This is a genomic window from Brachybacterium sp. AOP24-D1-21, from assembly GCF_052378665.1.
Classification (GTDB): domain Bacteria; phylum Actinomycetota; class Actinomycetes; order Actinomycetales; family Dermabacteraceae; genus Brachybacterium.
The window spans coordinates 984382-999289 of sequence record NZ_JBQSXX010000001.1 but is presented as its reverse complement, the minus strand read 5'-3'; the positions used below and the strand labels follow the sequence as shown (position 1 = coordinate 999289).

10 protein-coding genes and 1 tRNA gene are annotated in these 14908 nt (G+C 71.3%); 5 read left to right on the top strand and 6 right to left on the bottom strand.

The genetic code is table 11. The annotated features are described in order from the left end of the window. Positions 1 to 10 precede the first annotated feature (10 nt). Positions 11 to 1075 (top strand): Rv2578c family radical SAM protein, encoded by a 1065-nt coding sequence (locus ACT3UF_RS04495; protein WP_442331962.1) that lies wholly within the window; start codon positions 11 to 13, stop codon positions 1073 to 1075. 27 nt (positions 1076 to 1102) lie between these two features. On the opposite strand, the gene ACT3UF_RS04490 is transcribed toward ACT3UF_RS04495, so the two are convergent. The 6 genes from ACT3UF_RS04490 to ACT3UF_RS04465 all read right to left on the bottom strand — a co-directional run bounded on the left by ACT3UF_RS04490 (position 1103) and on the right by ACT3UF_RS04465 (position 8831). Further along, entirely contained in the window at positions 1103 to 2539 is a 1437-nt protein-coding gene (locus ACT3UF_RS04490) for a hypothetical protein (RefSeq protein WP_441445768.1), read from the bottom strand. 31 nt (positions 2540 to 2570) lie between these two features. Continuing rightward, positions 2571 to 3548, bottom strand: a complete 978-nt coding sequence (locus ACT3UF_RS04485) for a hypothetical protein (protein WP_441445769.1) — start codon at positions 3546 to 3548, stop codon at positions 2571 to 2573. 628 nt (positions 3549 to 4176) lie between these two features. Beyond that, positions 4177 to 5499 (bottom strand): hypothetical protein, encoded by a 1323-nt coding sequence (locus ACT3UF_RS04480; RefSeq protein ID WP_441445770.1) that lies wholly within the window; start codon positions 5497 to 5499, stop codon positions 4177 to 4179. A 307-nt stretch (positions 5500 to 5806) separates the two neighbouring features. Continuing rightward, positions 5807 to 5894 (bottom strand) — tRNA-Ser (locus tag ACT3UF_RS04475). A 141-nt stretch (positions 5895 to 6035) separates the two neighbouring features. Next, on the bottom strand, positions 6036 to 7295 hold the full coding sequence (gene tyrS, locus ACT3UF_RS04470; RefSeq protein ID WP_441445771.1) for a tyrosine--tRNA ligase: 1260 nt from the start codon (positions 7293 to 7295) through the stop codon (positions 6036 to 6038). Positions 7296 to 7691: 396 nt separating this feature from the next. After that, complete coding sequence (locus ACT3UF_RS04465; protein ID WP_444502594.1) at positions 7692 to 8831, bottom strand: LacI family DNA-binding transcriptional regulator; 1140 nt, start codon at positions 8829 to 8831, stop codon at positions 7692 to 7694. Positions 8832 to 9084: 253 nt separating this feature from the next. Between ACT3UF_RS04465 and ACT3UF_RS04460 the strand changes: the two genes are divergently transcribed. The 4 genes from ACT3UF_RS04460 to ACT3UF_RS04445 all read left to right on the top strand — a co-directional run bounded on the left by ACT3UF_RS04460 (position 9085) and on the right by ACT3UF_RS04445 (position 14778). Beyond that, positions 9085 to 10842, top strand: a complete 1758-nt coding sequence (locus ACT3UF_RS04460; RefSeq protein WP_441445773.1) for an HAD family hydrolase — start codon at positions 9085 to 9087, stop codon at positions 10840 to 10842. 160 nt (positions 10843 to 11002) lie between these two features. Continuing rightward, on the top strand, positions 11003 to 11980 hold the full coding sequence (locus ACT3UF_RS04455) for a cell division protein FtsQ (protein WP_444502593.1): 978 nt from the start codon (positions 11003 to 11005) through the stop codon (positions 11978 to 11980). 39 nt (positions 11981 to 12019) lie between these two features. After that, positions 12020 to 13954, top strand: coding sequence for an ABC transporter ATP-binding protein (locus tag ACT3UF_RS04450; RefSeq protein WP_444608103.1), 1935 nt, complete (start codon positions 12020 to 12022; stop codon positions 13952 to 13954). Next, positions 13954 to 14778 carry an energy-coupling factor transporter transmembrane component T family protein gene (locus ACT3UF_RS04445; protein WP_442331968.1) on the top strand — a complete coding sequence of 275 codons (825 nt, stop codon included), beginning with the start codon at positions 13954 to 13956 and terminating at the stop codon, positions 14776 to 14778. Before ACT3UF_RS04450 ends, ACT3UF_RS04445 begins: the two co-directional genes overlap by 1 nt. The last annotated feature ends 130 nt before the right edge of the window (positions 14779 to 14908 follow it).

Sequence of the window (14908 nt, the reverse complement as noted above, 5' to 3'; positions counted from 1 at the left end):
ACTGTGCGGTATGCGATGGAGTGGGCAGGAGATTGGCCAAGAGCCCGGCGAGCAGCAGCGGTCCCCGGCGCTGCTGGGCCTGTCGGGCCTCGTGCGCAGCGTGACCACCCCCGACTTCCAGGGCGTCACCTTCCACGAGGTCACCGCGAAGTCCGCGCTGAATCGCGTGCCCGCCGCGAGCTCGATGCCCTTCGAGTGGACGGTGAACCCCTACCGCGGCTGCTCGCACGCCTGTGTCTACTGCTTCGCCCGCAGCAGCCACCGCTACCTCGACCTCGATGCGGGCGCCGACTTCGATCAACAAGTGATCGTCAAGGTCAACACCGCCGAGGTGCTGCGAGCCGAACTCGCGAAGCGCTCCTGGCGGTGGGACCTGGTGGCACTGGGCACCAACACCGATCCCTACCAGCGGGCCGAGGGGCGGTACCGGCTGATGCCCGGCATCATCGATGCCCTGGCGGACTCCGGCACCCCGCTGTCGATCCTCACCAAGGGCACGCTGCTGCGCCGCGACCTGCCGCAGCTGGTGACAGCCGCCGAGCGGGTCCCGGTGGACCTCTCGATGTCGATCGCCGTGTTCGACGACGCGCTGCAGAAGGCCGTCGAGCCCGGCACGCCCACCACTGCGGCGCGGTTGGCGACGGTGCGCGCCGCGGCCGACGCCGGCTTCCGAGTCACCGTGTTCCTCATGCCGATCATGCCGTGGCTGACGGATTCCGACGCCCAGCTCGACGACGCCCTCGCCCAGATCGCCGGCGCCGGCGCCGCGCACGTCATCTTCGGCGCGCTGCACCTGCGCCCGGGGGCGAAGGAGTGGTTCCTCGAGTGGATCCAGCGGGAGCACCCGGAGCTCGCCACCGGGTACCGACGCTTCTACGGCACCGCGTCCTACGCCCCGGCGGCGTACCGCAAGCACCTCGCCCAGCGGCTTCGGCCGCTGCTGAGGCGTCACGGCCTGGACTCCCGCGAGGACGAGGACCAGCCCGAGCAGCGACGCTACGCGGCCGACGCCGCACGTCGGATCCGCACCGCGCCCTCGGCACTGGATCTGGCGCTGCAGCCGGCGCTGTTCTGAGCTGGCCATAGAAATGCCGGGTGAGGGTCAGGCCACAGCGTCGGCGCCTGCCGACCAGGTCGAGCACTCGCCGAGGGACCCGCGGCTGTCCCGTCCGGTGCCCACCCAGGCGGCACGCGACTCTTGGGCGGGATCACCCGCGGTGACAGGCTCACCCTGCGCCTCGACGGAGGTCACGAAATCCTCGACCCGCTCGGCCGGGCGGATACCCTGCGGCAGCTGGAAGGCCGCGGCCGAGGAGAGGCAGGAGACCTGCAGTGCGTACCGGCGCTGGACCTCGTCGGCCTGCTCCGGGGCGTCGGCCAGCTCGAGCAGCAGCGCGCCGTAGTAGGCGTCCAGATCGGCTGCGGCCAGCGCGAACATCGTGTACGAGTACGCCAGGTGCCACATGTACAGGCTGGGAGCCTCCGTGGCCGAGGTGTTCGAGAACCCCGGATCCCAGGCGGCCGGCCAGTAGAGGGTGTTGTCGTCATGGCAGACCACCGGGGCGGTCTTGGTGAAGTTCGCGGTCTGGCAGGCGGAGTCCGTCGGCAGTGTGTCCATCGTGTAGACGACCACGTCCGGGGCCTCGAAGGCGATGCCCACGGGCTCGAGGGCGTCGGCCCAGACCGTCTCCAGGCAGCCCGCGCCCGCCTCGAGATAGCCCGGCAGCTCCTCGGCCGGCAGCATCCCTCCCGCGGCCGGCGGCAGGACGCATTGCGCGGGGATCGGCAGCCGCGCCTCGAGCAGCGGATTCTCGGCGAGAACCTGCTGGAGCTCCTCGGGACTGCCGGCGGGGACCTGCTCCTCCGTGAGCGGTGCCCACACCCCGGGGTCGACATCGGGGGTGTTCATCAGAGGGTCTTGGGCCATGGGGGCCGTGGCGTCGTCGTGGTCGGTGAGCCACAGCGCGGTGAGCCCGCCGCCGATCCCCAGCAGCAGGAGCATCGCGCAGCCGAAGGCGATCGCCGGGATCAGCAGCCCGCGGGGCTTGGGCCCGGTGGTGGCGTCGATCCCGGGCGGAGGCTGCGGTGGCGGTGGCGCCGGTAGTGGCCGCAGTGGCGAGGGTGCGCCGGGCGAGGGCTGGGCAGCGGCCGACGGGGTGGGCGCCGGTGGGGCCGACCGCGGGGCTGCCGGTGAGGCAGCCGGAGGGGCCGACGGCGGAGGCTCGAATCGGGGGCGCTGGTCGAAGCGCTGGATCGGCGCGTGATCGGGGACGATGGCTCGACCAAAGGGTGCGCGATCGATGAAATCGGACGACGACGACAACAACGGCGCCGGTCCCGCCGCTGCACCGGAGCCGGGACCGGCGGGCCACTGCACGGTCGGGGCGTCGTCGAGAAGCGGGCGGTGCACGGTGCCCTCATCGGGGGCTGATCGCAGCACCGTGTCTTCGTCGAGGGCCGGACGCAGCACCGTGTCCTCGTCGTCCGATGTCGCGTCGGCGTCGCCGGAGGGGTCGACCCCGTCGGCCCTGCTGTTCATCGTCCTCCTGCCGCCGGACTCGCGCCCGGGCTCAGCTCACCTGTTCAGCATCGACCAGCCAGGTGTTGCAGGCAGAGAGGTCGCCGCCGGAGTTGAAGCCGATCTCCAGCCACTTCGCACGGTTCTCGGACGAGATGTTGTACGGGGGCTCTCCCTCGATCCAGCTCTCAGGATCGGTGAGGGCTTCGCGCAGCGCCGGGGTGGGCTCGGCCGCGGACGGAACCTGCATGGCGACCGCGGAGGACACGCACTGCATCTGCAGGCTGTAGCGCCGCCAGGACTCGTTCAAGAGCTCCTCGTCGGTGCCGTCCTCGAGCATGTCCCGCATGGTGCCGTAGTAGATGGACATCGAGCTCTGCCAGCCCACAGCGTTCTGATAGATGAAGGCGAGATCCCACAGGTAGGCCCCCGGGACGTCCGCCGCATCGGGGAAGTCGAGCGCGGTGCCGTAGCCGATGGGCCAGTAGACCGTGTTGTCGAGGTTGCACATCCGAGGGAAGTCCTCCTCGAAGCTCGAATCGCACGCGGAATCCGCGGGGATGTCCGGGTAGGTGTAGACCACGACAGTGGGACCTGACCAGGGCAGCCCACGGTCCGAGCTCGCCGTGCCCCAGATCTGGTTCAAGCAGGTGGAGGACGCATCCAGCACAGCCTGCAGCTGCTCGGGAGTCGGGGAGATGGGAGTCTCGGGGAGCTCGCACGTGGTGATCGACGGCAGCTTGCCGTGGACCAGCGGGTTGTCTTCCAGGACTGCCCGCATGTCGTCGACATCGCCCGGCGGCAGGTCGATCGGCGAGACGACCTCGAACCCGGAACCTTCCTCCTCGGGGGGAGTGGTGACCTCGCTCGGGGACTCGGAGTCCGGATCCGTCTCCGGATCGGTCACGGGCTCGGTCTCGGGCGGAGGGTCGGAGGCGATCGTGGTGTCGTCCCCTCCTCGACTGAGCACGAGGTAGGTGATCCCGCCACCGACCACGAGCACCATCGCCAGGACGCAGCCCAGGGCCACAGTGATCAGAGCCCAGGGCCGCTTCCGCGGCGGCTGCTGGCCGAAGCCGCCAGGGCCGTGCGGGCCCGTCGGGCCGTGCGGGCCCGTCGGACCATGGGGGCCGGCGGGGCCGGAAGGGCCGCCATAGCTGGGGACGGCGGGTCCGTTCTGCCCCGGTCCGCCGTAGCCCGGAGGACCCGCTGCGGGGGGCGCGAACTGCGGGGAAGGCGGGAGCGACTGCCAGGGGCCCGGTGCAGGAGCGCCGTGCTGACCCCCCTGCTGACCGCCCTGCTGACCGCTGTGCTGACCGCCCGGCTGGCCACTCTGCGCGGGAGGACCGTAGTGGGGATTCTGAGGGCCGGAACCTTCAGGGGAAGGAGGCTGCTGGGAAGGAGGCTGCTGCCAGCCGCCCTGCGGGTTCGGGGCCGGCTGGTTCACACCCTGGTGGCCCGGTCTGTGCTGATCGGGCCCCTGCGGGCCGCTGCTGGAACCGCCCCATCCTGCGCTGGACATCAGCTCCCCCTCGCTTCCGTCACGTCATTGTTCCCGGCAGGATATCCGCGCAGGCCGCGCGATGGGCGGGGATGGCTCCCGCCCTTCGCATCGGACTTCGTCCTCGCCACCAGGGCTGCGCCGATGGATGCCGCTGTCAGGTCACCTGCTCGAGATCGGCCACCCACGTATTGCAGACGGAGATGTCGCCCTCGGAGGTGAACCCGCGGTCGATCCACAGGGACCGGTTTTCGGTGCTGATGTTCCGCGGAGGCTCCCCCTCGGTCAAGTAGGCGGGGTCGGTGAGCATCTCTCGAACCGCTGGAGAGGGCTCGGCGCTGGTCGGGAACTGCATCGATGCCGCGGAGGCGAGGCACAGCCGCTGCAGGGTGAGGCGCCGCCAGGTCTCGTCGAAGCGCTCCGGGTCGCTGGTCTCGAGCTCGGTGCGGATGGTCCCGTAGTAGATCGTCAGCGAGCTGTTCCAATACGCGGTGTTCGTATAGACGAAGGCGAGGTCCCAGAGGTAGGCACCAGGGACGTTCGCCGGATTGGTGAGGTCCGATGCGGTCCCGAACCCGACGGGCCAGTAGATCGTGGAGTCCAGGTTGCACATGCGGGGAGCATCCGCGGAGAACTGAGTGTCGCAGGTGGCATCCGCAGGCACATCCGGGTGCGTGTACACGACGATCTTCGGGCTCACCCACGGCAGATCACGGTCCGAGCTCGCCGTGGCCCATTGCTGGTTCAGGCAGAGCGAGGCGGCGTTCAGCACGGCCTGCAGCTCCTCGACGCTCGGCTCCAGCGGAGTCGCTGGCAGATCGCAGGTGGGCAGAGCGGGCAACGTGCCCTCGGTCAGTGGGTTGTCCGACATGACCTGCCACAGCTCATCGACGGTGCCGGTCGGCGGGTCATAGGGCACGACCACCTCGAAGGGGGTGCTCGTCTCCGCAGGCGTCGGCGACTCCGTCTCCCCGGAGGTGACCGGATCCGAGGGGGCGTCGGTGGCGATCGCGGTGTGGTCCCCGGTGCGGCTGAGCACGAGGTAGGTGAGGCCGCCGCCGACCACGAGCACCATCGCCAGCACGCAGCCCAGCGCGACGGTGATCAGCGCCCACGGCCGGTTCCGGGGAGGCTGCTGGCCGGGGCCACCGGGGCCACCGGGGCCACCGGGGCCACCCGGGCCCTGCGGACCGCCGGGACCGGACCCGCCATGCCCGGGGTGCGCGGGAGAGCCGTAGCCGGGGCCCGGGGGTCCGCCGACGTTCGGGGACCCCATCGGATGCATCGACGGGGAGCCGGACGGCGGGACCGCTGGCGGTGACTGCCAGGGGGCAGGAGACGGAGCGCCGTGCGGCCCGGCGGTCTGCCCGGCGCCGGACTGCGGCTGGCTGCCCTGCGGTGCTCCTCCCTGAGGAACCCCGTTCTGCCATGCCTCGCCCCGCGGCCCGTTGCCGGGACCACCCCATCCTGCGTTCGACATCAGCTCCCCCTCGCTTTTGTCAGCCTTTGCTGGGCGAAGGATATCCGCGCAGGCCGCACGGAAGGAGAACGGGATAGCCGAGGGATGCGTGCGGAGCTGTCGTGGGCGCGGACCGTCGGCGCACCCCATCCCGCTGACGTGCATGGACGCGGCCGATCGAGGGCGAGGTTCCGATGCGGTCACGAGTGCGCGACGCCGCGGGCGCCTGGCTCCGCACCCTGGACTGCGCTGCTCATGCCGTACCGTGCCCGGACATGGAAATAGCCCCTGACATGCGATCAAGTCGCAGGTCAGAGGCTATTTCAGCTGGCGGAGGATGGGGGATTTGAACCCCCGAGGGCGTTAACCCAACACGCGTTCCAGGCGTGCGCCATAGGCCGCTAGGCGAATCCTCCAGCGCTCTATAAGAGCAGTGGATAGCGTACCTGACACCCCAGGGTGGTGCGAACCGGACCGACGCAGGTCACATTCGGGGCCTGGGCGAACGGGCAGCGGCGCGCGCTCGCGCACCGGCGATGCCCGGGCGCGACCGCGTCTCAGGCAGGCGCGCCTCCGCCACGCTCCGATGGTTCAGCGATCTCGAGCCGGAACCAGCGCCTCCTCCCTGCGCGCAGGACCCAAGAGGACGAGAGAGTCAGGAGCTCCTCCGGATCTGAGAAGCGGCGCCCCTCCAGCTCGACCCCGCCACCGGCCAGGAGGCGCCGTGCCTCGCTGCGGGAGAGCTCGGGGCGCGCCGTCGTCACCAGGTCGAGTGCGGTCATCGTCGTGCGGCTCAGCGCGAGCGGGGCCATCTCGCGGGGCTGCTCCCGTGCGGAGAAGACACGGAGGAACTCCTCACGGCTGCGACTCGCCGCGGGGGCGCCATCGTGCCGGGCGACGATCGCCTCGGCCAGATCGAGCTTCGCATCCCGGGCCGCAGCGCCTCCGGAACCCGCCCGTCGGCCGAGCTCCTCCACCCGCTCGAAGGGAAGGTCGGAGTAGACGCGGGCCCAGGTGCCCACCAGCTCGTCCTGCAGCGTCATCAGCCGACCGAACTTCTCCTCCGGCGCGGCGCACAGGCCCACGTAGTTGTTCAGCGACTTCGACTGCTTCGGCCCGCCGTCGAGGCCCGGCGTGACGGTGCTGGTGATGATCGTCTGCGGTGCCTGCCCGTGCTTGACCTGCAGCTCGCGTCCCATCGACTCGTTGAACAGCTGGTCGGTGCCCACGATCGTCAGGTCGGATTCCAAGGCGACGGAATCGAAGCCCTGCAGCACCGGGTAGATCAGCTCATGCATCGCGATCTCTGTTCCGGCGGTGATCCGTGAGCGGAACATGTCGCGGGAGATCAGGTGGGCGTGCGTGATCAGGCTGAGCTCGGACAGCAGCCCGGCGACCCCCATCTCGTCGAACCATTCGGAGTTCCGACGGATCTGCAGCAGCTCGGGCTCGGAACGCAGCACCCGGGTCACCTGATCGAGGAACGAGGTGGCGTTGTCGAGGAGCTGCTGCTCGGTGAGCACTGGGCGTGAGGCACTGCGGCCGGTCGGATCGCCGATGCGGCTGGTGGTGTCCCCGAGCAGGAAGATCACGGTGTGGCCATGGTCCTGGAGGGTGCGCATCATCCACAGGTTCACCGCGTGGCCGAGGTGGAGGTCCGGGGCGGTGAGGTCGACGCCGAACTTGACGCGCAGGGGCCGCCCCTCGCGCAGCCGAGTCAGCAGGTCCTCGCGGCCGATGATCTGGTCCGTGGTGCGCTCCAGCTCGGCGAGGATCTCCTCGGGGGAGCTGTGCGGCGGGGTCGGGGCGATGGTCATGGAGAGGTCCTTCCGGAAGGGCGAGGAACCTCGTGCGAACCCCTCGCCGTGGCGACGAAAAAAGGCGAGGACCGTGTGGTCCTCGCCTGGGGCTCTGGGTCGAGCGGTGCTACTTCACCTCGCCTGCCTCACGGCATCGGCGCGCGCACGACAGCGCGGCTCGTCCCAGAGCCGTGCGGATAGTCGATGCGCAGGTGCATGCCGGAAGGGTAGCGCATGCCTGGTGCCTGGTGCCTGGTGCCTGGTGTCCGGCAGCGTCGAAGGCGCCGACGACGCGGACGACGCGGACGACGCGGACGATGCGGCCGATGCCGAGGAGACGGAGGAGCGACCGCCGATTCTGCGCTGAGGACCTATGTGGCCGCAGCGGATAGGTCGTCAGCGCACAATGGGCGGTCACCGACCGTGCGGGAGCGGGTACGGGTGCGGGTGCGGGTGCGGGAGCGGGAGCGGGGCCGGTGACAGTGAAGGTGAAGGTGACGGTGACGGTGACGGCGACGGTGAAGGCGGGACACGTCGGTGCAGCGCCGGGCCGGGACCGGTCGAGGCGCGGAGGGTCAGCACCGGGTCGACGACGCTCGATGTGTCGTGCTCCCGGCCCGCGATCCGCTCGCGCAGCATCTGGGCGGCGAGGCGGCCCATCTCCTGCCGGGGCTGATTGACGCTGGTCAGATGGGGGCGCACGGTGAGCGCGACCGCGGAGGAGTCGTAGCCGACCACGCTGAGCTGCGCAGGGACCTCGATGTGGCGGTCGGCCGCGAGATGCAGCACGGTGACCGCAGCGATGTCGTTGGCCGCGAAGACGGCGGTGGGGGCGTCGGAGTCGCCACGGCGCACTGCCCGCAGCAGCTGTTCGATGCCGGCGTCGGCCGCGGCCGGATCGGGACCGATCACCTGCGCGCTCTCACGCAGACCCAGGCGCTCCGCCTCCGCCAGGAAGCCCGCCCGCCGCATCGCCGGCCCCGGCCGGGTGGACAGGGTGACATGGGCCAGCTGCCGATGCCCCTGCTCGACCAGATGGCGCACGGCCAGTGCCGCTCCAGCCTGGTCGTGGTTGAGCACCGAGTCGGTGCCGGTGACCGCATCCTGCATCCGCCCGATCACCACCACCGGCACCCGCTGTCCGGCCTGCTCGAGCGCCTGCGGGCTCAGCCAGGTGGTCACCGCGACGATCCCGTCCACCTCGAGCTCCAGCAGCCGCTGCAGCTGCCGTTCCAGATGGGCGCCGTCCCGCCGGCCGTGAGCGATCACCACCCCGAGCCCGAGGCTCTCCGCCTCGGCCTCGATCCCCGCGATGACGTCCGTGTGATACGGATTCCCGAGGTCCGTGGGCAGCACCCCGATCAGACCGGTGCCCCGTGACCGGCGCCGATAGCCGAGCTGCCGCGCCGCGGCCAGCACCCGCCCCCGGGTCGCCGGCGCGACCCCGTCACGATCATTGAGCGCCATCGACGCCGAGGCCGACGACACCCCCGCTGCGCGAGCGACGTCCGCCAACGTGATCCGGAGGGCGGTCCTGTCGGCGGGGGAGCTCATGAGACCGGTCTACACGACTCTTTTCGGGTTCTGACCGGCAGGACTGAAGAGTTTCAGGTCCAGAGACGAAGACGTGCCGGGAGGTTCACCCGGAGTTCATGAACCCACCGGACTCTCTTCCTAGCGTTGCTCATGCGGCGTCGGGATCCCGGCCTCGCGCCGTTCCCCTCATGATCGGAGAGACGTGAGCATTGCGCCTCGTTCCTCGCAGCCGGACCTCACCGGCATGCACCTCCCGCCGGAAGGGGGCCCCGTGCCTTCGGCGCCGGACCTGTCGGCACCGGACCTGTCGGCACCGGCCCTGCCTGCAGCGGCCCTGCCCGCCCCGCGGGCGCTGCTGCTGGACTTCGGCGGGGTGGTCATCTCCACCTCCTCGCGCGTGACCTGGGCTCGGGAGCTCGCCGAGATCGTGGTGGAGCGGGCGCGCGCCGTCGGCGCCGACCTCGAGCTCGCCGAGGTCGAGGAGTCCCTGCGCACCGGCCGCACCGCCCTGTCGCTGTGGAAGAACGCGGCCAGCCGTCGGCTCTCCCCGCGCGAGCTCGGCCCGCGCGAGATCGTCGAGGACTTCCTGCTCGCGGACCTGCCCGCGACGGTGCGCAGCGCCCTGGCCCTGGACGCCCGCGAGCTGCTCGCCGCGATGGCGCCCCTGGTCGCGGACCACCACCAGCGCCCCGGCATCACCGAGCTGCTCGCCGAATGCGCCGCTCGTGGGATCCGCCTCGGGATCGTCTCCAACGCCCACTCGGGCCGGGCACATCGCGCGATCCTCGAGCACCTCGGTCTGGCTGAGACCTTCGGCGTCCAGATCTACTCCGACGAGGTCGGGATCCGCAAACCGCATCCCGACATGATCCGTCTGGCCACCGAGGCGCTGGACGTCGACCCGCAGGAGGCCTGGTATGTCGGCGACACCCTGGACCGCGACGTCGTGGCCGGGCGCCGCGCCGGCGTCGGCGCCGTGGTGATCACCCGCGACCGCCGCACCGACCACCCGCCCTTCCGCGTCACCGACACTCCCGACCTGGTGCTCGAGACCCCGGAGGGACTGCTGGCACCGCTGCGGGCAGCGCTCGAGGCGTCGGCCGCCCGCGCAGCTGCTGCCGACCCCGCGGGCGCCACCGTCAGCGGCACCCTGACCCCCGACGGTGCCGTGGGTGACGTCGCCGCCGCCGACGGGACCGCGCTGCCCGGTGAGAACGACCCCGCGCCGTCGGCCGTCGCCGCCCGGCGCCCCGCGCTGCTGCTGGACCACGGCGGGGTGATCACCCTGTCCACTCCGAACCCGCAGCGGTTCGCGGCGGTCGCCGCCCAGATCGTGGCGCTGTCCGAGCGGATCGGCAGCCCGATCGACCGAGCCACCGCCGAGCGCGCCGCCGCCGAGGGCTGGGAGCGACACCGTGCCCGCAAGCGCGCCCGCGACGCCGCCGCCGATCAGGCCCCTCGGCACGAAGAGATCGACCCGGCCATGCTCTGGGGCGATCTCGTCGGCGCAGGGCTGCCCGCCCCGCTGCGTGCCGCCCTGCGGCTCGAGGCCCCGCAGCTCTCCCTCACCCTGCACCGCTTCAAGAATCTCCCGGCGCCGCGCCCCGGCGCGCTCGAGCTGATCCGGTGGTGCCATCAGCAGGGGATCGTCGTCGGCATCGTCTCCAACACCATCTCCGGCGAGGGCGTGCGCGAGATCCTCGCCCGCTACGGGCTCACCGCGATGATCGGCCCCTCCGCCTACTCGGACGAGGTGGGCGTGCGCAAGCCCGGCCGCGCGATCTTCGAGGCCGCCCTCGCGGGACTCGCCACCGACCGGTCGCAGGTCATCTACGTCGGGGACAAGGCCCTGAACGACGGCCGCGGCGGACGCGACGCCGGCATCGGCACCGTCTGCCTGCTGCGCGGCGGCAAGGACTCCGACGCCGACCTCGACGCGGCCCTCACCAGCGGCGACGCCGACCACGTGCTCGACTCCCCGGCCCAGGTCATCGACCTGCTCGCCGCGCAGCTGGCCGTCGGCCCCTGACCTTCCTGACCCGTCCGCCACCGCCCCGAGACCCGGCCCCGACCCCCGTCGGCGCCCTGACCGGACCCCGACCGCGTCGGGTCCGCCTCACCGCAGTGCCTTCTCCCGCAGTGCCGCCTCACCCCGCCCGCCTGCCTTTCCTCGTCCAAGGAGCCTCGCCATGTCCACCCAGATCCCCTCACCTCCTGCCGCGGACCAGCGCCGCGGCACCCTGCGCGGCGTCGTCGACGGCGTGCGTCGCGCCGAGCTGACCACCTCTCAGAAGCTGATGGTCTTCGTGCTCTCGATGTCCCTGTTCGGGCTGTCGAACATCATCCTGGAGATCGTCCCGGACCCCTCGATCGGCCCCGTCGACATCTCCGTCTCGAACATGATCTTCGTGCCGCTCGCGATGGCCGCCCTGCTCTCCCCGTTCTGGGCCGCGCTCGGCGCCCCGCTGGGCGAGATCGTGTTCACCGATCTGCTGATGGGTGACTTCTCCGGCCTCGCCGAGATCGAGGGCTACCTGCAGATGTTCCTCGCGATCTACATCGGCGGTTCCCTGGTGCGGAACCCCCGCAACCGGCTCCAGATCGCGATCGGCGCGGTCGCCATCATCCTCATCGACAAGATCCTCTCCGCCGTGGTCGACCTCGGCAAGGTGTGGGTCGGCGTCGAGGACGCCGAGTACGTCGAGGGCCTGCCCGAGTCGGTCCTGACCCTGGAGATCCTGGGCCTGGGCGTCGACGTCATCATGAGCGGCATCCTGCTCGGCGCGATCCCCGCGATGTGGCTGATCCCCGCCCTGCACGGCAAGATCGAGCCCCTGATGGGCATGCGTCCGCGCGTCCCCGGGGAGCCGATCCCGGGTGATGCACCGAAGACCCCGATGTTCGTCGGCTTCGTGCTGCTGCTCGCGATCGCCTCCTTCGGCTTCGCCTTCCTCGAGGCCTTCGACATCAGCGCCGGTGCCTGGGAGCCGGACTTCCTGGACCAGTTCGGAAAATGGTTCCTGCTGATCGCCGTCGCCGCGATCGCCGTGGTGATGCTCGTGGCGATCCTCCTGTTCCGCCTCTCCCGCTCCACTCCCGACGCGGGGCGTGAGGCCGAGGAGGTCGTCGCGGCGGACGCCACCGACGCCGGGACCTCCGGGCGCTGAGGCGCCGAACGCCCGCTGGCCCCCACGAGCAGGAGCATCATGCAGACCGTTCCCCCGACCACTGCCCACCCGATCGCGGCGGATCCGATCGTCGCGGCACCGTCGGATCCCGTGATCGTCGTGAAGGACCTGTCCTTCCGCTATCCCGGGACCGACCGCGACACGCTGCGCAATGTCGATCTCACGATCGAGCGCGGCGACTTCGTGGCGGTGGTCGGGGGCAACGGCTCTGCCAAGACCACGCTGTGCAAGACCTTCAACGGTCTGGTGCCGCACTACTGGAACGGCGATTACGCCGGCTCCGTGCACGTGGGCGGTGTGGACACCTGGGAGTCGAGCGTCGCGGAGCTGTCCAGCCGCGTCGGCTACGTCTACCAGGACTTCCAGAACCAGCTGGTGCGGCCGACGGTGCGCGACGAGATCGCCTTCGGGCCCCTGAACTTCGGGCACGAGGACTATCGCGAGCGCACCGAGGAGGCCCTCGAGCAGCTGGGCATCACCCACCTGCGGGACAGCTTCGTCTGGCAGCTCTCCGGCGGGCAGGCCCACCTGGTCGCGCTGGCCGCGGTGCTCGCCATGCGCCCCGAGGTGATCGTGGTCGACGAGCCCGTCGCCGAGCTCGATCCGGCGCGTGCCCGCGAGATCTACCTGCGGCTGCGCGAGCTCAACGAGCGCCACGGCATCACCGTGATCGCGATCGAGCACCACGCCGAGTTCATCGCCGAGTTCGCCCGCTCGGTGGTGCTGATGGCCGACGGCGCCCCGGTCTGGCACCTGCCCGTCCAGGAGGCCATGGACCGCCACCGTGACCTCGAGGCCCACGGCATCCCCGCCCCTGACGCGGTCGCCCTGACCGCCGCAGTCGGCGCGGAGCGGGTGGCGCTGGATGTGCCCTCGGCCGTCGCGATGCTGCGCCTGCAGGTGGGGGAGCGGCCGACGGGGGCGGGAGACGAGATCGCCGACCCGACTGCGCTCGTCGCGACTGCGGCTCGCACCGAGCCCGTCGCCACCCTGACCGGCATCCACCACGGCTATCGCACCGTCGGAGGGGAGCTCGCCCCGGTGCTGGTGGATCTGAACCTCGAGCTGCACGTGGGGGAGCGGGTCGCGCTGGTGGGCACCAACGGCGCCGGCAAGACCACCCTCATGAAGCTGCTGACCGGCCTGATCGTGCCCCGCGAAGGCACCGTCACCGTGGACGGCATCGACACCCGCTCCCGCTCCGCCGCCCGGCTCTCCGAGCACGTCGCCTACCTCTACCAGCACCCGCAGCAGATGTTCCTCAAGGACACCGTGCGGGCCGACGTCGCCCTCTTCCCCGTCGGGAGGAAGGTGCCGGGAGCCCAGCAGCGGGTCGACGAGGTGATCGACCGGGTGGGCCTCGTCGAGCTCGCCGAACGCGACGGCCGCACCCTCTCCGGCGGTCAGCAGCGCCGCGCCACGATCGCCATCGGTCTGGCCATGCGGCCCACGATGCTGCTGCTGGACGAGCCCACCTCGAGCCTCGACGTCCGCTCCCGCCACGACGTCACCGGAATGCTCGAGTCCCTCGCCGAGACCGTGCGCTGCGCCGTGGTCGCCACCCACGACATGGAGCTGGTCGCCTCCTGGGCCAGCCGCGTCATCGTGCTGGACCAGGGCCGGGTGCTCGCCGACGTCACCCCGCGCGAGCTGTTCTCCCGCCCCGAGCTCACCGCCCAGGCCCGCCTGGTCCCGCCGCAGGCCGCCCGGATCGCGCACGAGCTGGGCCTGGACCCGCTGCCGCTGACCGCCGCGGAGCTGCGGACATGGCTGCCCGACCTGTCGGCCGTGCCCGGCACGTCGGCTGCGTCTGCGCTGTCGGCTGCTCCTGCGCTGTCGGCTGCGCCCGCGTCGTCCGCCGTGCCCGCGTTGTCGGCTGTGCCCGCCCCGTCGGCTGCGCCCGCCCTGTCGACCGCCCCCACTGCCGCCCTCGATCCCCTGCAGGAGTCCTGATGGCCCGCAAGACCCATGACGTGCTCAGCGTCGACTGGGTGCGCCTGGAGCTGCTGCGCACCGCCTACTCCACCCGCGGCGGACTCTTCTCCCGCATGGACCCGCGAATGGTCATCGCCTGGTACCTGGTGATGGCATTCGCCCCCTGGTTCACCCACAACCTCACCGTGCTGATCGGCTTCTTCGTGCTCGGGATCGTCTCGGTGATCCTCGCCCGGGTGGGTCCGCTGGTGCTGGGCCTGTTCGTGATCGGCCTCGGCGCGGACATCATCGCCCTGTTCGTCGCCGCCTTCCTGTTCGGCGGCGACCTCACGACGCTGGTCGCGCTCGCCGAGCTGAATCTGAAGCTCGGCGCCGTCTCGATGGCGTCCATGGCCGCCTTCGTCTCCCTGGACCCGGAGAAGCTCTCCGATGCCCTGCTGGCCCTGCGCGCCCCCGAGCTGCTCGCCTTCGGCGTGAGCTACGGCTACCGCATGCTGCCGATCCTGGTGGACGAGTATGTGACCGTCTTCGAAGGGCAGCGGCTGCGCAACGCCCCACCCGCGACCCGCGGGTTCCTCGGCTGGCGGGTGGTCTGGCAATGGTGCGTGATGGCGGTGACGGCGTTCTACCCGATCATGCTCAACACCGCCAAGAACGTGCGCACCACTGTCGAGGCCCTCGAGACCCGCGGCTTCACCTACGGCGCGAGCAACCCCGCCGGCCGCACCCTGCGCCTCGCCTACCTGCGCGTCACCGCGCTGGACGTCGCGGTGCTGGCCGCGACGGCCCTGACCGTGATCGGCGTGTACTGGCTGGGCGTGCAGCTGCCGCTGTACCGGTGACGGGCCAGTGCGGACGTGGCCCTGGCCTCGCGACCCGAGCCCGTACCCGGGTCGGCCCTGCCCGTGCCCTGCCCTGCCCTGCCCCGCCCTGCCCTGCCCTGCCCCGCGGACCCTTCCCCAGCAGACGTCG